We start from the raw sequence: 21,323 nt of genomic DNA on the forward strand, positions 1-21,323 counted from the left end.
ATGTCGATCAAGTCCCTGCGCGCTCGCGCTGCGGCCGCTCTGCGCCGCGCCTCCAAGAACGCATCCGCACGCGTTGAGGCCCCCCGCAGCGAGCCCTGGAAGATCGAGACGCTGGAGCCCAAGCTGCTGCTGTCGGCGGACGCGCTGCCGGCCGTGCACCTGCTGGCCAGCCAGAGCGAGGCGACGGCGCCCAAGGTCTACGGCTTCGAGCGCGGCGAGGGCGCGGCCTGGGTGGATGCGCGCGCGGCGGGCGACGACGCTAGCGGCCTGCTGCAGTTGGGCGCCGGCATCGCGCCGAGCGACGTGGCGGTGCGCCGCGTCATGGACGACGCCAGCGGCCAGGCCGACGCGCTGGAACTGGCGCTGCGCGGCACGGCCGACCGCGTGCAGATCCGCGGCTTCTTCACCGCCGCCAATCCGGTGCAGGCCGTCGCCTTTGCCGACGGCACGCGCTGGAGCGCCGACGAGCTGCCCGACCTCATCGAGACCGGCCCGCAGCGCCGGGCGCTGGCAGCGGGCGCGAACGCGGCCGATGCGGCTGACATTGGGGCCACGTACAACGCCACTGCGGAGTTCAGCACCTCGAGCAATCCCGCCGGCGTGTGGCGCTATGGCTATTCCCCGGTGGGCGGCGCCGCCTATGCCCTGACGCCCTTCGACGTGACCTCGGGCTCGGCCTGGAACAAGTCCGGCTACGTCCCCTCGGGCACGCCTGCTGCGTGGAAGAACACCGGCGGCGCCGCCCAATACGGTGTCGCTCCCGGTCAGATCTCCCTGCATCCGGGCCCGGCCGCCAACGGCGACTACGCCATCCTGCGCTTCACGGCGCCAGCCGACGGGCTGTACAAGGTGACAGGCCAGTTCTTCGCCGGCGACAGCGGCTCCATGAGCGGCAGCGTCGTGCTCAACGGCAATCTGTTCCAGCCGCTGCAGCAGTTCGCCAGCACCAGCGACGCCTCGGTGTTCTCGTTCGCACCGGTGCAAATGGCGAGCGGAGCCACCCTGGACTTCGTGGTGGGCAACAACGGCAGCTTCTACAGCGGCAACACGCCCCTGTCGGTCGTCGTCGAAAGCGTTGCCGTCGTCTCGCCCTCCGCCGGCAGCACCCTCTATCCCAGCGTCGGCAACAACCTCTACCTCTTCGGCCGCGGCGACGGCCCGACGACGGTGCAGTCCTATTCGGACCCCAACCTTGGCAAGGTCAACACGCTGCAGTTCAAGAGCGGCGTGCTGCCCKCCGACGTCAGCGTCGCGCGCGCGGTCGACGCCCAGGCCGGTGGCACCGTCGCGCTGGCGCTGACCATCAACGGCACCGCCGACGTCATCTCATTCAACGGCTTCCTGTACGGCGGCACGCCGGCCAACGAGTTCAACGGCCTGCAGAAGGTCACCTTCGCCGACGGCACGGTCTGGGACATCTCGCAGCTGCTCTTCCTGCTCGGCATGGGCACGGCAGGCAATGACAACTTCAGCGGTGGCGCGGGCGCCGACCTGTTGAACGGCGCGGCCGGCAACGACAGCCTGAACGGCGCCGGTGGCACGGACACGCTGTACGGCGGCGCGGGCAACGACACCCTGGAAGGCAGCGACGGCGACGACATCCTCGACGGCGGCAGCGGCGACGACACCACCAATGGCGGCCTGGGCAGCAACACGTTCCTGTTCGGCCGTGGCGACGGCTCGGACCGGCTGTACTACAACCACAACGGCGGCCAGGTTCGCACCAACACACTTCAGTTCAAGGCCGGCGTCGCACCGGGCGACATCGTCGTCAAGCAGGCTTACGACAACTACTTCGGCGGCAACCGCGCGCTGGAGCTCAGCATTGCCGGCACGACCGACAAGGTCACGATCAATGCGTTCTTCCTGAACGATGACCCGGCCAACGCCTACGCCGGCATCCAGAAGGTGCGCTTCGCCGACGGCACCGAGTGGACGGCCAACCAGATCGTCACGATGCTGCTGGCCGGCACGTCCGGCGATGACAACCTGCGCGGCACCGCTGCGGCCGACACCCTGACCGGCGGCGCCGGCAACGACACGCTCAATGGTGCTGCAGGTGACGACGTCATCTTGGGTGGCATCGGCAACGACAGCCTGATCGGTGAGGCCGGCGCCGACCAGCTCTTCGGCAACGAGGGTGACGACAGCCTGGACGGCGGCGACGGCAACGACACGCTCGAAGGCGGCGCGGGCAATGACACGCTGAACGCCGGTGCCGGCAGCAACATCTTCGTGTTCGGCCGTGGCGATGGCCAGGACCGCCTCTACTACAACCACAACGGCGGCCAGTCGCGCACCAACGTCATCGTCTTCAAGGCCGGCATCGCGCCGGGCGACATCGTCATCCGGCAGGCCTACGACAACTACTTCGGCGGCAACCGGGCGCTGGAGCTGAGCATCGCCGGCACGGCCGACAAGGTCACCGTCAACGCCTTCTTCCTCAACGACGACCCGGCCAACGCCTACAACGGCGCTCAGCGTGTGCGCTTTGCCGACGGCACCGAGTGGGATGCGGCGGCCATCGTCAACATGCTGTTCGCCGGCACCAGCGGCGACGACAACCTGCGCGGCACCAGCGACGCCGACATGCTCAACGGCGGCGCGGGCAACGACACGCTCAATGGCGCTGCGGGCGACGACGTCATCTCGGGCGGCACCGGCAACGACAGCCTGGTGGGCGAGGCCGGCGCCGACCAGCTCTTCGGCAACGAGGGCGACGACAGCCTGGACGGCGGCGACGGTGACGACACACTGGACGGCGGTGCCGGCAACGACACGCTGAACGCCGGCGCTGGCAGCAACACCTTCCTGTTCGGCCGTGGCGACGGCCAGGACCGGCTGTACTACAACCACAACGGCGGCCAGGCGCGCATCAACACGCTGCAGTTCAAGGCCGGCGTGCTGCCGGCGGACGTGATCGTCAGGCAGGTCTACGACAACTACTTCGGCGGCAACCGCGCGCTGGAGCTGAGCATCGCCGGCACCACCGACAAGGTCAGCGTCAACGCCTTCTTCCTCAACGACGACCCGGCCAACGCCTACAACGGCCTGCAGAAGGTGCGCTTCGACGACGGCACCGAATGGGACATCACGGCCATGCTGGCCCGGCTCTACGTCGGCACCGACGGCGACGACGTCTGGCGCGGCACCAACGCCGACGAGACCTTCAGCGGCGGCCTGGGCAATGACAGCATCTCCGGCGCGGGCGGCAACGACGTCATCGACGGTGGCCCCGGCAATGACAGCCTGGCGGGCGAAGACGGCGAAGACACGATCACCGGTGGCACGGGCAACGACAGCCTGAGCGGCGGTGCCGGCAAGGACTTGCTGCAGGGCGGTGAAGGCGACGACAGCCTCGACGGCGGTGACGGCGACGACACGCTGGACGGCGGGGCCGGCAACGACGGCTTCAACGCCGGCACCGGCAGCAACACCTTCCTGTTCGGCCGCGGCGACGGCCAGGACCGGCTCTATTACAACCACAACGGCGGCCAGGCGCGCATCAACACGCTGCAGTTCAAGGCCGGCGTGTTGCCGGCAGACGTGATCGTCAGGCAGGCCTACGACAACTACTTCGGCGGCAACAACAACGCGCTGGAGCTGAGCATCGCCGGCACCACCGACAAGGTCAGCGTCAACGCCTTCTTCTACTCCGACAACCCGGCTAACAGCTACAACGGCCTGCAGAAGGTGCGTTTCGACGACGGCACCGAGTGGGACATCGCGGCGCTGCTGGCCAAGGTACAGACCTTCACCGATGGTGACGACAACGTGCGCGGCACGATTGCCGACGAGGTCTTCAACGGCGGCCTGGGCAACGACGCAATAGCCGGTGCGGCCGGCAACGACGTCATCGACGGCGGCCCCGGCAACGACAACCTCTCCGGCGATGACGGCGACGACACCGTCACCGGTGGCACGGGCAACGACAGCGTCGGCGGTGGCAACGGCGTCGACCTGCTGCAGGGCGGCGACGGCAATGATTCGGTCAGCGGCGGCGCAGGCAACGACCAAATCTATGGCGGCGCGGGCGACGACAGCCTGGATGGCGGCGACGGTGACGACCTCATGGAAGGCGGCGCCGGCAACGACACGATCAGTGCCGGCACCGGCAGCAACACCTTGCTGTTCGGTCGCGGCGACGGGCAGGACCGGCTGTACTACAACCACAACGGTGGCGTCACCACGCGCGTCAATACGCTGCAGTTCAAGGCCGGCGTCGCGCCCGCCGATGTCGTCATCAGGCAGGCCTACGACAACTACTTCGGCGGCAACAACAACGCGCTGGAGCTGAGCATCGCCGGCACGACGGACAAGGTCACCGTCAACGGCTTCTTCTACACCGACAACCCGGCGAACAACTACAACGGTCTGCAGAAGGTCCGCTTCGACGACGGCACCGAATGGGACATCGCCTACATCCTGGCCACGCTGCTGGCCGGCACCCCGGGGGATGACAACGTCGCCGGCACCAGCGTGGCCAACGAGATGCACGGCGGCGCCGGCAACGACACGCTGGCCGGCCGCGGCGGCAACGACGTCATCTACGGCGACGAGGGCAACGACGCGCTGTACGGCGAGGACGGCGTCGACACGCTGGTCGGCGGCGCCGGCAACGACAGCCTCGACGGCGGCCCGGGCAACAACATCTACGTCTTCGGCCGCGGTGACGGCCAGGACAGCATCACCGGCCGCTACGACCCTGCAGCCGGCAAGCTCAACACCCTGCAGTTCCGCGCCGACGTGCTGCCGGGCGACGTGACGGTGCGCCGTGTCTACGAGAGCCAGAGCGGCGGCGTGAACGGTTTGGAGCTGGCCATCGTCGGCAGCAACGACCGCATCACGGCCAACTACTTCTTCTACGGCGACGACCCGGCCAACGTCTACAACTCGCTGCAGCAGGCCGTCTTCGCCGACGGCACGGTCTGGAACATCGCCCGCCTGCTGGAGCTGATGAGCGCCGGCACCGAGGCCAACGACAACCTGCACGGCACCACCGGTGTCGACGTCCTCACCGGCGGGCGCGGCGACGACCTCCTCAGCGGCTACGACGGCAACGACCGCCTGCTGGGCGGCGACGGCAACGACGCGCTCTACGGCGGCAACGGCAACGACACGCTGGACGGCGGCGCCGGCAGCGACTACCTGGACGCCAGCTACGGCAACAACACCTACCTCTTCGGTCGCGGTGACGGCCAGGACACCATCGTCTCGCAGTACGACGCGGCGGCGGGCAAGCTCAACACCGTGCAGTTCAAGGCCGGCGTGGCGGTGGGCGACGTGCTTGTGCGCCGCGTGACCGGCACGCAGGGCAATGGCAACGAATGCATCGAACTGGTCATTGCCGGCACGACCGACCGGCTGCTGATCAACTACTTCTTCCAGGGCGACAACCCGGCCAGCGTCTACAACCCCGTCCAGCAGATCCGCTTCGACGACGGCACGACCTGGAACATCGCCGCCATCCTGGCGGCCCTGGGCCAGGGCACGTCGGGCGATGACGTGCTGCGCGGCACTACTGGCGGCGAGACGCTGAGCGGCGGCCGTGGCAACGACAGCCTGGAGGGCCTGGACGGCAACGACACGCTGATCGGCGGCGACGGCAACGACGCGCTCTACGGCGGCAACGGCAACGACACGCTGGACGGCGGCGCCGGCAACGACTATCTCGACGCCAGCTACGGCAACAACACCTACCTGTTCGGCCGCGGTGACGGCCAGGACACCATCGTTTCGCAGTACGACGCGGCGGCCGGCAAGCTCAACACCGTGCAGTTCAAGGCCGGCGTGGCCGTGGGCGACGTGCTTGTGCGCCGCGTGACCGGCACGCAGGGCAATGCCAACGAATGCATCGAATTGGTCATTGCCGGCACGACGGACCGGCTGCTGATCAACTACTTCTTCCAGGGCGACAACCCGGCCAGCGTCTACAACCCCGTCCAGCAGATCCGCTTCGACGACGGCACGACCTGGAACATCGCCGCCATCCTGGCGGCGCTGGGCCAGGGCACGGCGGGCGACGACGTGCTGCGCGGCACCACCGGCGGCGAGACGCTGACCGGCGGGCGCGGCAACGACAGTCTCGAAGGCCTTGACGGCAACGACACGCTGGTCGGCGGCGACGGCAACGACGCGCTCTACGGCGGCAACGGCAACGACACGCTGGACGGCGGCGCCGGCAACGACTACCTGGACGCCAGCTACGGCAACAACACCTATCTGTTCGGTCGTGGTGACGGCCAGGACACCATCGTCTCGCAATACGACGCGGCGGCCGGCAAGCTCAACACCGTGCAGCTCAAGGCCGGTGTGGCGGTCAGTGACGTGCTGCTGCGCCGCGTGGGCGGCACCCAGGGCAATGGCAACGAATGCATCGAACTGGTCATTGCCGGCACGACCGACCGGCTGCTGATCAACTACTTCTTCCAGGGCGACAACCCGGCCAGCGTCTACAACCCCGTCCAGCAGATCCGCTTCGACGACGGCACGATCTGGAACATCGGTGCCATCCTGGCGGCGCTGGGCCAGGGCACGGCGGGCGACGACGTGCTGCGCGGCACCACCGGTGGCGAGACGCTGACCGGCGGACGCGGCAACGACAGCCTCGAGGGCCTGGACGGCAACGACACACTGCTCGGCGGCGACGGCGCCGATGCGCTGTACGGCGGCAACGGCAACGACACGCTGGACGGCGGCGCCGGCAACGACACGCTGGACGGCAGCTACGGCAACAACACCTATCTGTTTGGCCGCGGTGACGGGCTGGACCTCATCGTCTCCCAGTACGACGCGGCCGCGGGCAAGCTCAACACCGTGCAGTTCCGCGCCGGCATCACGACGGCCGATGTCGTGCTGCGCCGCGTGACCGGCACCCAGGGCGGCGCCAACGAATCGCTGGAGATCACTCTCGTCGGCAGCGACGACCGCCTGATCGTCAACTACTTCTACCAGGGCGGCACCAGCGCCAGCGTCTACAACCCCGTCCAGCAGCTGCGCTTCGACGATGGCACGGCCTGGGACCTGGCCGCCATCGCGGCGCGCATCGAGACGCCGCCCGCGACGACGACCATCAACGGCACCAACCTGGCCGACACGCTGACCGGCACGGCCGCCAACGAAACCATCAACGGCCTGGCCGGCAACGACACGATCGCCGGCGGCGGCGGCACCGACTTCCTGGCCGGCGGCACCGGCAACAACACCTATCTGTTCAACCGCGGTGACGGTGTCGACACCATCCTCTACAGCGGCGACACCAACGGCAGCCGGCTCAACGTCGTGCGCCTAGGGCCGGGCATCCTGACGACCGACCTCGTCCTCAAGCGCCTCGTCGACAGCCAGACCAACCGCTACAGCGCCCTGCAGATCGGCATCCAGGGCACGGCCGACAAGCTGGTCATCAACTACTTCCTGGAAAGCGACAACCCCACCACCGCCTACAACCCGGTCCAGCAGCTGCAGTTCGACGACGGCACGATCTGGACGGCCAGCCAGATCTTCGCCCGCATGAACCTGCCCACGGTGGGCGACGACTCGCTGACCGGCTCCACCCTCGGCGAGACGCTGGACGGCGGCGACGGCAACGACAACCTCAGTGCGCGCGGCGGCAACGACACGCTTCTTGGCGGCGCGGGCGACGACCTGCTCTACGGCGAGATCGGCAACGACACGCTGGACGGCGGCACCGGCAACGACTACTTCAGCGTCGGCGCCGGCAACAACACCATCACGCTGGGCCTGGGCGACGGCGTCGACACGCTGGCCTACACCGACTACGACACCAGCAAGACCAACACGCTGCTGTTCAAGGCCGGCATCGCGCCCTCTGACGTCAAGCTCAGCCGCGTGCTGGAAGAGGCCGCGCGCAGCTACCGCGCGCTGGAAGTGGCCTACGGTGCTGGCGGCGACAAGCTCATCGTCAACGCCTTCTTCGAGAACGAAGACCCCAACCGCGGCTACAACCCGCTGCAGAAGATCCAGTTTGCCGACGGCACCGTCTGGAGCATCACCGACATCCAGGCCATGGTGCTGGCCAGCACCGCTGGCGCCGACACGATCAGCGGTACCGCCTGGGCCGAGACCATCGACGGCGGTGACGGCAACGACACCCTCAGCGGCGGCGCCGGCAACGACACGCTCAAGGGCGGCGGCGGTGACGACCTGCTCTACGGCGGCACCGGCAACGACACGCTGGACGGCGGCACCGGCAACGACTACTTCAGCGTCGGCACCGGCAACAACATCATCACGCTGGGCCTGGGCGACGGCAGCGACACGCTGGCCTACACCGACTACGACACCAGCAAGACCAACACTTTGCTGTTCAAGGTCGGCATCGCGCCCGCCGACGTCAAGCTCAGCCGTGTTCTGGAAGAGGGTGCCCGCGTCTATCGCGCGCTTGAAGTGGCCTACGGTGCCGGCGGCGACCGCCTCATCGTCAACGCCTTCTTCGAGAGTGACGACCCCAACCGCGGCTACAACCCGCTGCAACGCATCGAGTTCGCCGACGGCACCGTCTGGAGCCTGGCCGACATCGTTGCGCGCGTGAACGCCGGCACGGATGGCGCCGACTACCTCACCGGCACGGTCACGGGCGAGACGCTGGACGGCGGCGCCGGCGGCGACACCCTTGCCGGCCGCAGCGGCAACGACACGCTGCGCGGCGGCACCGGCATCGACACCCTGTCCGGCGAGACCGGCAACGACACGCTGGAAGGCGGCGACGGCGACGACCTGCTCTACGGCGGCGACGGTGCCGACACGCTGGACGGCGGCACCGGCAACGACTACTTCAGCCTCGGCAACGGCAGCAACACCATCCTGCTGGGCCTGGGCGACGGCGTCGACACGCTGGCCTACACCGACTACGACACCAGCAAGACCAACACGCTGCTGTTCAAGGCCGGCATCGCGCCGGCTGACGTGAAGCTCAGCCGCGCGCTGGAAGAGGGCGCCCGCACTTACCGCGCGCTGGAAGTGGCCTACGGCAACGGCGGCGACAAGCTCATCGTCAACGCCTTCTTCGAGAGCGACGACCCCAACCGCGGCTACAACCCGCTGCAGAAGATCCAGTTCGCCGACGGCACCGTCTGGACGCTGGCCGACATCGTCGCGCGCACCCTGGCCGGCACGCCGGCCAACGACACCATCATCGGCACCATCGCGTCGGAAACGCTGGACGGCGGCGCCGGCAACGACAGCATCAGCGCGCGCTCGGGCAACGACGCCGTCAACGGCGGCGCGGGCGACGACAGCCTCACCGGTGAGGACGGCAATGACGTCTTCGACGGCGGCACCGGCAACGACACCCTCAACCCCGGCAACGGCAACAACACCTATTTGTTCGGTCGCGGTGATGGGCAGGACACGCTGCTGGAGAGCCCGCACAACACCAGCAAGGTCAACACGCTGCAGTTCAAGGCCGGCATCGCTGCGGCGGACGTCATCGTGCGCCGCGTCTTCGACTACCGCACGGCCCAGTACACGGCCATCAGCCTCAGCCTGGCCAACAGCGACGACAAGGTCACCGTCTCCTACTTCTTCTACGGCAACGACCCGAAGAACGGCTACAACCCGCTGCAGCAGGTCAGGTTCGACGACGGCACGACCTGGGACCTGAACGCCCTCGTCGCCGAGGTCGGCAAGGCCGTCGGCATGGACCTCGTCGTGCAGGGTGTGTCGGTCGCACCGGCCGGCGGCGCCAGCCAGTTCCTGTCCGGCGGCCTGGTCACCGTCACCTGGACGACGCGCAACCAGGGCCCCACCGCCACCATCGGCGACTTTGCCGACCGCGTCACGCTGCGCACCGCCGGCGGCGACGTGCTGGCCGAGTTCTTCCTGCCCTATGTCGAGGCCACATCGGGTGCGCTCGCGTCCGGCGCCTTTGTCACCCGCACCGCCACGCTCAAGCTGCCCGACGGCCCGACCGGCGCCGGCAGCCTGCTGGCCGTCATCGAAAGCGACTTCGGCAACACGCAGAAGGAAGGCGGCGTTACCGAGACCAACAACCGCGGCCAGATCGCCTTCACGAGCACGCTGGCCGAGTACGTCAACTACGTCAACCTGGCGGCCAGCAACCTCAGCATCACGCCCGCAGGCGACTGGCAGAACGGCGACGCCGTCACCGTCGGCTGGACGACCAGCAACGCCGGCACCGTCCCGCCGGGCCGCAACTGGACCGAGCGCGTCGAGGTGCTGAACCAGACCACCGGCGTCGTCATCGCCAGCGTCACGCGCACCGGCACGCCGGCTGAAGCCGCACCCGGCGCCAGCGTCAACCGTACGGCCACGTTCAACTGGCCCGGCGGCGCCAACGCGGCCGGCGCCATCCGCCTGCGCGTCATCGTCGACGCCGGCAACGAGATCGCCGAGTTCAACAGCACCGGCACGCTGGAGAACGACAACCAGCTGGAACGCAACGTCAACGTCGGCAGCGACCTGATCGCCCGCAACCTCAGCCTGGACTCGGGCACACCCACGTCCGGTGACGTGCTGACGCTGCGCTGGGAGGACGTCAACCAGGGCCATGTCGCCACCAACCTGACGCACCAGGACCGCGTCGTCATCCGCCAGCGCAACGCCGACGGCAGCGCCGGGCCCATCCTCGTGGACACCCTCGTCAGCTTCACCGGCGCAGCAAGCCTGCCGCTGGCTGCGGGCGAGGTGCGCCAGCGCAGCTATGGCTTCGCGCTGCCGCAAGGCCTGAAGGGCGCCGGCACCTTCGACGTGACCGTCAGCGTCGACCGCAGCAGCACCGGCGCGGGCATCCTGTTCGAGGCCAATGCCGACGGCACGGCCGAGAGCAACAACGACGCGGCCTGGAGCTTCACAGCCGCGCTGCGCACCTATGCCGACCTCGCCGTCACGGCGGTCGACGTGCCCGCCAGCGCCAGCTCGGGCACCGACATCAGCGTCGCCTGGACCGTCAAGAACAACGGCGGCGCCGCTGCCACCGCGACGGGTGGCTGGGTCGACCGCATCGTGCTGAGCCGCGACAGCATCGTCGGCAACGGCGATGACGTGGTGCTCGCCGAGATCCCGCGCGGCAGCGCCCTGGCGGCCGGCAGCGACTACAGCCAGACCGCCACCGTGCGCATCCCCTCGCGCATCGACGGCGCCTACCGCATCGCCGTCATCAGCGACGCGACCGCCAAGGTCAACGAGCCCGACACGCGCGCCGACAACGCCAAGCTCTCGGCGGCGATCACCATCACGCAGACCTACGCCGACCTCGTGCCGACGCTGACCCTCGTGCCGGCCGAAGTCTTTGCGGGCCGCAGTGCGCGCGTGGAGTGGTCCGTCCGCAATTCGGGCACCGTCGGCACCGACGTGAACCGCTGGGTCGACCAGGTCTACCTCAGCAGCACGCCCACCCTGACGGCGCAGTCCACGCTGCTCGGGTCCGTCACCCGCGTGGGCACGCTGGCCAAGGACGACAGCTACGCCGCCGGCCTGGACTTCACCGTGCCGCGCGACGCGGCCGGCCAGCGCTACTTCATCGTCAAGACGGACGCCTTCACAGCGGTCTATGAACTGGGCCGCACCGACAACAACGTCGTCGTTGCCACCGACGCGACCTTGGTCAAGGCCGAGCCCAAGCCCAACCTGTTGGTCGAAGGCGTCAGCGTGCCCGCGAACTGGCGCGTCGGCCAGACCGTGCAGCTCAGCTACACGGTGCGCAACGCCGGCAACGATGCCGTCAGCGGCTTCTTCGGTGAGGAGATCCGCCTCGTCGACACGCTGGGCCTCGCGCCCACGCAGGTGCTCACCAGCACCTGGGCCTTCCAGACCCTGGGCGCCGGCGGCACGCTGGTGCAGAACTTGAACCTCGCCGTGCCCGCCATCCCGCCGGGCAACTGGCGCCTGGAGATCGCGGCCGACAAGGGCAACTACGTCGTCGAATCCAACGAGGCCGACAACGTCACCCCGGTCGCCATCGCCGTCATCGCGCCCGACCTCGTCGTCGGCAGCCTGGCCACCACCGGCCTGCTGAAGGGCGGCGAAGCCATCACGCTGAACTGGGTCACCCGCAACATCGGCAGCGCGCCGGCCGCCAACATCCGCGAGAAGGTCTACCTGTCCAAGGACGGCAGCATCGACGCCGGCGACACCTTGCTTGGCGAGCGCCCGCTCATCGACAGCCTGGCCGCAGGCGCCAGCAGCAACGGTAGCTGGAGCTTCACGCTGCCGGTCGACCTGTCGGGCTCATGGCGCCTCATCGTCGTGACCGACACCGGCGCCGCCAACAACGAGTCCACGAACGAGGGCAACAACCAGGACAGCCTGGCCATCAACGTGGCCCAGGACGCCTATGCCGACCTGGCCGTGCTCAGCGTCAGCGCGCCCACGCAGGTCATCGACGACCCGGCCAGCATCACCGTGGAGTGGACCGTCAAGAACGAAGGCCCCGGCGCCGGCCGCGCGACGAGCTGGACCGACCGCGTCATCTACAGCACCAACGCCATCCTCGGCGACGGCGACGACATCGTGCTGGCCAACGTCCAGCACGACGGCGCGCTGGCCTCGGGCGCCAGCTACGACGGGCATCTGAACTACGCCTTCGGCCCCGCCTTCAGCCGCCACGGCACCATCTTCGTGAAGTCGGATGCCACCGGCGCCGTCTGGGAAAACGGCAGCGAGACCAACAACACCAAGGACGCCGGCCACGCCACCGACGTGATGCCCATCGCCTACGCGGACATGCGCGTCGAGGCCGTCAGCACGCCCAGCACCGCCTACAGCGGCCGTGACCTGACGGTGCAATGGACCGTCGCCAACCGCGGCATCGGCATCACCAATACGACGAGCTGGAGCGACAGCGTCTGGCTGAGCAAGAACGCCGACGGCAGCGGCCAGACCTTCAATCTCGGCAACGCCGGCCACCTCGGCCAGATGGCCGTGGGCGACACCTACAACCGCAGCATCAATGTGCGCCTGCCCGAGGGCATCTCGGGCGACTGGTTCCTGAACGTCTCCACCAGCGGCCCCTACGAGTTCATCTACGGCGACAACAACACCGGCCACTCGCTGGCCGTGCCTGTCACGCTGAGCGACTCACCCGACCTCATCGTTGAGAGCCTGGACGCGCCGGCCACCGCGCAGGAAGGCGCCCTCGTCGACGTCAGCTGGACGGTGCTGAACCAAGGCCTCGCCCGCGCCGCCGGCCAGTGGCAGGACACCGTGCTGCTGCTGGCGCCCAACGGCTCCACCGTCGTGCTGGGCAACTTCGTCTACGACCGCGGCCTGGACGCCGGCAAGAACTACGCGCGCACCGAGCAGGTCCGCCTGCCCAGCAAGATCGAAGGCGGCTACCGCCTGCGCGTCGTCACCAACAGCCTGGTCGGCAGCGGCGGCAGCCCGCAGGTCTACGAGTACGGCGACGCCCGCAGCAACAACACGACGACAGACACCGACGCCATCGTCGTCAGCCTGAACGACAGACCCGACCTGCGCGTCACCGACATCGACCTGCCCGCCAGCGTGACGGCCGGCACCAGCCTGGGCCTGAAGTTCACGGTCGGCAACTTCGGCCCTGAGGCCACCTCGGGCCAGTGGCAGGACTACGTCTACCTGTCGCTGGACGGCATCGTCAGCGGCGACGACGTGCTGCTGGCGCGCGTCGACAGCGGCTCGGCCCTGAGCCCGGGCGGCGAACCCTACACGACCACCGTCAACGGCGTCGACATCCCCATCCGCTACCGCGGCGACGTCTACATCATCGTCGCGGCCGACGGCGGCAACCGCATCGACGAGTACCCCAGCGACAGCAACAACACGCGTGCCGAGCGCATCCACATCGATCCCATCCCGTTCGCCGACCTCGTCACCAGCGACGTCGTCGCGCCCGACCAGGCCGTGCACGGCGCCAACATCGAGGTGCGCTACAAGGTCACGAACAAGGGCTCGGCCACGACGCGCGGCGACGCCGCGACGACCAACAGCTGGACCGACACCATCTGGCTGACCGTCGACAAGACCCGCCCCAACCCGGGCAAGGGCGACATCAAGATCGGCCAGGTCACGCACACCGGCCATCTGGCCATCGGCGAGGACTACCTCGGCCTGGTCAACGTGCAGATCCCCGACAACATCCAGTCGGCGCGCTACTACGTCACTGTCTGGAGCGACACCTACGACGCGATGCTGGAGGACACGCTCTCCAGCAACATCAACCCCGACGATCCGACCCAGATCGACAACAACAACTACAAGTCCCGCGATGCGGACGGCATCGGCCCGATGAAGGTGCTGGGCATCACGCCGCCCGACCTGCAGGTCACCAGCGTCATCGCACCCACCACTGCGGCCGCCGCCGGCAGCTACACCTTCAGCTACACGGTGAAGAACCGCGCCGACGCCTTCGAAGGCGCCTGGACCGACAAGGTCTGGCTGATGGACAACCCCGATCCGACGCAGGCCAAGGTCTACTGGCTGCTCGGCGAGTTCAAGCAGCAGCGCGCGCTGGGCAACGGCGAGTCCTACAGCGTCAGCCAGACGGTCGACCTCGGCCCCTCGGTCAGCGGCGCCTACCTGGTCGTGCAGACCGATGCCAACTACGGCTACACCGGCCGCAACGACGTGACCGAGGTCGCGGAGGACAACAACGTCAACCGCGCCGCGTCCAACGTGACCAACGCGCCGGCCGACCTGCGCGTCACCAACGTCACCACGCTGCCGACCAACTACTCCGGCGAGGACACCACCGTCACCTGGACGGTGCAGAACTTCGGCGCCGCCGTCTGGAGCGGCACCAAGGGTTGGCTGGACCACATCTGGGTCAGCCCGGACCCGACCTTCATCCCGTCACGCGCCACGCAGATCGGCTCGGTCGTGCACAGCAACACGACGACGTTGGGTGCCGGCGAGAGCTACACCGCCAGCGCCGTCGTCACGCTGCCGCCGGGCACCGACGGCAAGTACTACATCTACGTGATGGCGGACGGCAAGCACTACCCCGAGTCGCTGGCCCCCGAGATCGGGCGCGGTGAAAGCGCCGACCCGCGCTACCAGTCGCAGGACGAGATCCTCGCGCCGACCACGCCGCACAGCGACTTCAACGCCTACACCCGCGACATCTACTACACCACCTCGGTCTTCGAGGGCGCCCGGCGCGACAACAACCTCGGTCAGGGCACGCTGGACATCATCTATCGCGAGCCCGATCTGCAGATCGACACGATCACGGTCGACAACCCCAACCCGGGCTCGGGCGACACCATCACGGCGACCTGGACGGTCACCAACCGCGGCACGCGCGACACCCGCGTGGCGGGCTGGTTCGACGGCGTCTACCTGTCGCGCGACGCGACGCTGGACCCGAGCGACTACCCCCTCGTCGACCGCAGCACTTATGCCGAGACGCTGCTGCGCGCCCGCCAGGTCTACCTGACCGACGCAGTGGGCAAGCCGCGCTTCCTGAAGCCCGGTGAGAGCTACACGCAGACGGCCACGTTCGCGATCCCGACGTCCATCAGCGGCGACTTCAAGCTCATCGTCAAGGCCGACACCGGCGTCTTCAAGGACTTCTACGCGCAGGTGCCGAGCACCATCCGCAGCGGCCTGCTGGTCATCGCCGAGAGCGGCGCCAACAGCGTGCTGGAGTTCAAGGACGAGGCTAACAACACCGCGCAGATCGCGCTGCCAATCACGCTGGCCGCGCCGCCCGACCTGCAGGTCACCAGCGTCACCGCGCCCGACGCCGTCATCGCCGGCCAGAACTTCACGGTCGCCTACAAGGTCGACAACCTCGGCGGCAAGACGCCGACGGACCAGGGCAACTGGTACGACATGGTCTACCTGTCCAAGGACCGTTTTCTGGACCTGAACAAGGACCGCTACCTCGGCTATGTGCAGCATGGCGGCGGCCTGGCCGCTGGCGGCAGCTACACGGGCAGCCTGACCTACACCGCGCCGCGCGACCTTGAAGGGCCCTACTACGTCTTCGTCGTGACCGACCCGGCCCGCATCTGGGGCAGTGGCGAGACCGGCCAGGTGCTGGAGTTCGGCAAGGACGACAACAACAACGGGGCGGCGGTGCAGCCCATGCGCATCGAGACGCCGCCGCCGGCGGATCTGGTCGTCACCAACGTCATCGTGCCGCCCAGCGCCAAGGTGGGTGACGAGGTCGAGATCACCTTCACGATCCAGAACACGTCCATCAACCCGGCCTATGGCCGCTGGACCGATGCGCTCTACCTGTCCGCCGACAACGCCTGGGACCTGAACGACATCCAGATCGGCAAGGTCGCCCATGTCGGCGACCTCGGTGAGAACGGCACGTACACCGCCAAGCTGACGGCCAAGCTGCCGGCACTGAAGGACGGTGGCTGGCGCGTCATCGTGCGGCCCGACCTCTACAACGAGGTCTTTGAAGGCCGCATCACCTACACCGACACCGGGCTGAACCTGCCGCCCGGCGAGGCCAATAACCGTGCCGCCTCGGGCGCGACGCTGAACGTCACCGTGCCGGTGCTGACCGTGGCGCAGACGCTGTCCACCACGCTGTCCAACGGTCAGACGCAGGTCTACAAGGTCAGCGTCGGCGCTGGCGAGACGCTGCGCGTGCTGCTCGACTCGACGGCCGCCACCGGCGCCAACGAGGTCTATGTGCGCTGGAACGACGTGCCCACCGGCAGCGCCTTCGACGTGGCCTACAGCAACCCGGTCTCGCCCGACCAGACGCTGCTGGTGCCCACCACCAAGGCCGGCGACTACTACATCCTCGTGCGCTCCCGCCAGGGCGGCAACGCCACGCCGGTGACGCTGCGCGCCGACCTGCTGCCGCTGTCCATCACCAAGGTCACGCCCGACCAGGGCGGCGTCGGCGACGACGACCACCGCTGGGTGACGATGGACATTGAAGGTGCCCGCTTCGCGGCGGGCGCGCTGGTCAAGCTGGCCCGCCCGGGTGAGTTCGAGATCGAACCCGAGCGCTGGCAGGTGCTGGACGCGACCCACATCCGTGCCGTCTTCGACCTGCGCCATGTGCCGCTGGGCATCTACGACGTCATGGTCACCAACCCCGACGGCTCGCGCGTCGTCGAGCCCTACCGCTACCTGGTCGAACGCATGATCGAGGTGGACGCGGCCATCGGCGTCGGCGGCCCGCGCAACATCGAGCCCGGCGACTCGGCCACCTACAGCGTCAGCCTGCAAAGCCTGACCAACGTCGATACGCCTTATGTGCGCTTCGACGTCGGCGCGACGGACATGGGCAACAGCGCCAACGTGCTGGAAGGCCTGGCCCTGCCCTATGTCGTGTTCGGCTCCAACGTGGGCGGCATGCCGGATGGCGCCATTGCGGCCGGCGACGGCAACAACCAGGCCTATGGCACCACGCCCACCACCGGCGTGCGCGCCGACGTGCCCTGGGCCGCGCTGGACGGCATGACCAACACGAACGGCTGGAACCTGGCGCCGGGCTATGCCTTCGACCTCGCCTCCAACGGCTTTGCCGGCGCCACCTTCAAGGTCCAGACCTACCCGGGCTTGCAAGAGTGGATCAACTACGACTTCGAAGGCCTGCGCGACAAGCTCTACGCCATCCGTCCGGACTGGAAGGCCGCCGGCCTGCTCGATGAAGGCGTTAGCGGCCTGAACCGCATCTCCCCGGGGCTGACCGCCAAGTTCCTCTCCACCGACCCTGAAGTCCACATCACCAAGGAAGAGGCCGTCGCCATGCCCTTCCGCTTCGACACGCTGGCCAGCGTGACCACGCTGACGCGCGACGAGTTCATCGCCGACCAGACCCGCCACGCCAAGGCGCTGCGCGCGGCCATCCTGGCCGATGCCACCGCACCCAACACGCTGGCGGTGCTGGCGGCAGACGAGGCGCAATGGGTCAAGGGCTGGCTCGGCGCGTTGGAAGCCGCCGGCCTGCTGCGTGCCGAGGGCACCGCCCCGGCCATCCGCAGCGACGAGCTGGTGCTGAGCCTGAACGCCACGCTGGCCACCGGCATCCTGATGTCCAAGGCCGGTGACAGCTACCGCACGCAGAACGACCTGCTCGGCTTCTTCGCCAAGGTGCAGCAGTGGTACGGCGACACGGCCAAGTACGCCGGCGACCGCAACGCCGCGCACGCGCCGGTCGACTATGTGGAAGTCCGCGAGGTCGAGGACGGCGGCACCGTCGAGATCCCCGTGCCTGTGGCGCCCAATGCGGCCGACTACGACCAGCACGCCGGCCAGTCCACGCACTTCATCAGCTTCGACGTCTTCGCCGGCAACCGCGCCGAGCTGGAGTACCTGCGCCACATCGGCGTGCTGGATGCCGAGTTCCGCCCGGTCGGCCCGCAGGCGCTGAACCTCACCAGCTACCTGCAGCAGGCCGCGCAGGCCCAGGCCAACGCTGGCGCCGCCATCAGCGTGCGCGGCCCGCAGGCCCTGCCCGCCGCCAACGGCTCGACCTACATCCCGACCGACTACGCGCTGCCCTACACGCTGTCGTTCAACAACCCGACCAGCGCCGCCGTGGGAGAAATCCGTCTCGTGACGGCCATCGACCCCGACCTCGACTCGCGCAGCCTGCGCCTGGGCGACCTGAAGATCGGCGACATCAACATCCACATCCCCACCGGTCAGGCCGTCTTCCAGGGCGACTTCGACTTCACCGGTGCGCCGGGCAAGGGCTATGTGCTGCGCGTCAGCGCCGGCATCGACGCCGAGGCCCGCGTGGCGACCTGGCTGCTACAGGCCATCGACCCCGACACCGGCGAGGTGCTGCACGACCCGGCCCGCGGCCTGCTGCCGCCGGACGCGAACGGCAAGGCCACCGGTGGTTTCGCGAGCTACACCATCAGTGCGAGCGACACCGCGCAGAGCGGCGCCAACATCAGCGCCTCGGCGCGTGTGTTCTTCGACGCCACGCCGCCCATCGTCAGCTCGTCCATCAGCCACACGCTGGACGCCGATGCGCCGGTCACGACGTTGACCGTGACCAGCAACGGCAACAACGCCAGCGGCCAGCCCACCTACAAGCTGAACTGGAAGGCCGTCGACGACGCGGCCGGCGTCAAGCACGTGACCGTCTACGTCGCCGAGGACGGCGGCGACTTCAGGATCTGGCAGAAGCAGGTGGCCGGTGCCGAGAGCACCGCCATCTTCGCGGGCCAGGCCGGCAAGCATTACGAGTTCCTGGCCGTCGCCACCGACAACGCCGGCAACCGCGAGGCCGCCAGCATCAGCAACGCCGTGCTGCCCGACGACGGCAGCCGCACCGAGGCCCAGCAGGGCCTGGGCGTGACCGACACGCTGGACCAGACCGGCGAACTGCCGGCCGCCGCGCCCGACCGCAACTACAGCCCCAGCGACCTGTTCGCGCAGGCCGCACAGCGGCTGCCCGGCTTCGTCATCACGCCGGCCCTCGGCGGCCTGGGTGCCGACCTGCAATCGGTGCTCGCACCGCTGCAACTGCGCGGCTTCGCCAGCGGCTTTGGCGCCAGCCAGGGCGCCATCGGCGCGCTCGCCATGGCCGAACTGGCCGACGGTTCCGTGCTGGCCAGCGCCGGGTCCGAACGCAACCAGGTCTTCCATTTCGGCAAGGAGGGCGGCCGCTCCGTGCAGCCGCTGTTCACGACCGAGGCCGCCATCCTCGACATGGCGCTGGACGCCGTCGGCAACCTCTGGGTCATGACCGGCTCCGAGCTGCTGATGATCGACAGCGGCAGTGGCGCCGTCATCAGCCGCACCCGCGCCCCCGCCGGCGAGCCGCTGACGCATGCGCTGGCCATCCAGCCCGGCACCGGCCTCATCTTTGTGGCCAGCGGCAACGGCGTAGAGATCTTCGACCCCAAGGCCACCAGCGCCGCCCAGGCCTGGAAGCACTTCAGCAACACCCGCGTCGGCGACCTCGCCTTCGGCCCCGACAACCGCCTGTGGGCCGTGCGCTGGACCGGCAGCGACGTCAAGGGCGCGCTGCCCGAGGCGACGACCGACATCGTCAGCTTCCCCATGAGCGGCCGCACCGTCGGCCGCGCCGAGCTGGAGTACCGCCTGCCCGGCCTGGTCGACAGCATCACTTTCGGCAAGGCCGGCACCGGCCTCGCCGGCCTGCTGCTGGCCAGCAGCAACACGGCACAGCGCCCCGTCGCGGCTGACGGCAGCACGGCCGTTGCGCACACCAGCGCGGTCTGGGCCATCGAGCTGTCCAGCCGTCGCAGCCTGAAGCTCGCCGAAGGCGGCACGCGCGGCGAGAGCATCGTCGCGACGGCCGACGGCCGCGTGCTTGTCGCGCAGACCAACCGCATCGACGAGCTCGCGCCCATCAAGGCGCCCAAGGTCGTCTCCGCCAGCGTCGCCGACGGCGCCCTCGTGCCGCTGCCGCTGACGCAGCTCGCCATCAGCTTCGACCAGGCCATGTGGACCGGTGCCGACGGCGCGGACACCACCAGCGCGTCTTCGGTGTTGAACCCGAAGAACTACAGCCTCATCGCCACCGGCGCCAACAGCAACCTGATCCTGACGCCCGAGAGCGTGCGCTGGGATGCGGCGAGCAAGAGCGTCATCCTGACGTTGCCCAACCTGCCCGCCGGCGGCTGGCGCGTTGAGGTCGTCAACACCGTGCGCAGTGGCGCCCAGGTCACGCTGGGCGAGGCCTGGGGCCTGGTGTTCACGGCCGTCACCGACATCTCCAACCTCGTGCGGCTGGAGTTCGCCGACACCCGCGCCGACCGCCTGACCGGCGCGATCAGCTACGACGTCAACATCACCAACATCGGCGTCGACGACCTCAAGGGCCCGCTGATGTTGCTGCTGGACCCGGGTCGCTACTTCGGCGACAGCATCCTCGGTGCTGCCCAGGGCGATGGCGCCCAGGCAGAGCTGTGGGTGCTCGACCTGACGGCCGCGCTGCAAGGCAACCTGCTGAAGACCGGCGAGACGCTGGCCAACCGCACGGTCACCGTGCGCCCGGCCAGCAGCTTCGGCACCACGCCGGGCTCGGGCCAGATCGTCAAGGTCAACCTGGGCCATGGCGTCTACGCACTGCCCTACGACAACACGCCGCCGGTGCTCGGCCAGCTCAAGGCCGATGGCAGCCTGGACCTCACCACCGTCGACTTGCCTGCCGCCACCGCCGGTGCGGCCTGGACGGCCAACCTCGGCGCCGTCGACACGGATGGCCGCCTGTTCTTCTGGGAGCTGGTCAGCGCGCCCGCCGGCATGACGATCACGCAGGACGCGCTGGTCGAGAGCAGCGCCAGCGGCTACGGCAACCGCGCCACGCTGCACTGGACGCCCCAGGCCACCGACCGCACGGACAACCAGATCCTCATGCGCGTCATTGACAGCCGTGGCGGCGTTGCGCTGCGCCGCTTCACGCTGGA

At 68.8% G+C, this 21,323-nt stretch carries 1 protein-coding gene (only partly in view); it reads left to right on the top strand.

The annotated features are described in order from the left end of the window. Positions 1-21,323, top strand: partial view of a calcium-binding protein gene (locus ACXRVZ_RS04425; protein ID WP_458232204.1) — the 5' portion only. Its footprint extends 15,553 nt past the window's final position; the window shows 21,323 of its 36,876 coding nt (coding positions 1-21,323); it begins with the start codon at positions 1-3; its stop codon lies off the right edge, out of view.

The sequence above is a fragment of the Roseateles sp. P5_E8 genome (genome assembly GCF_054177665.1).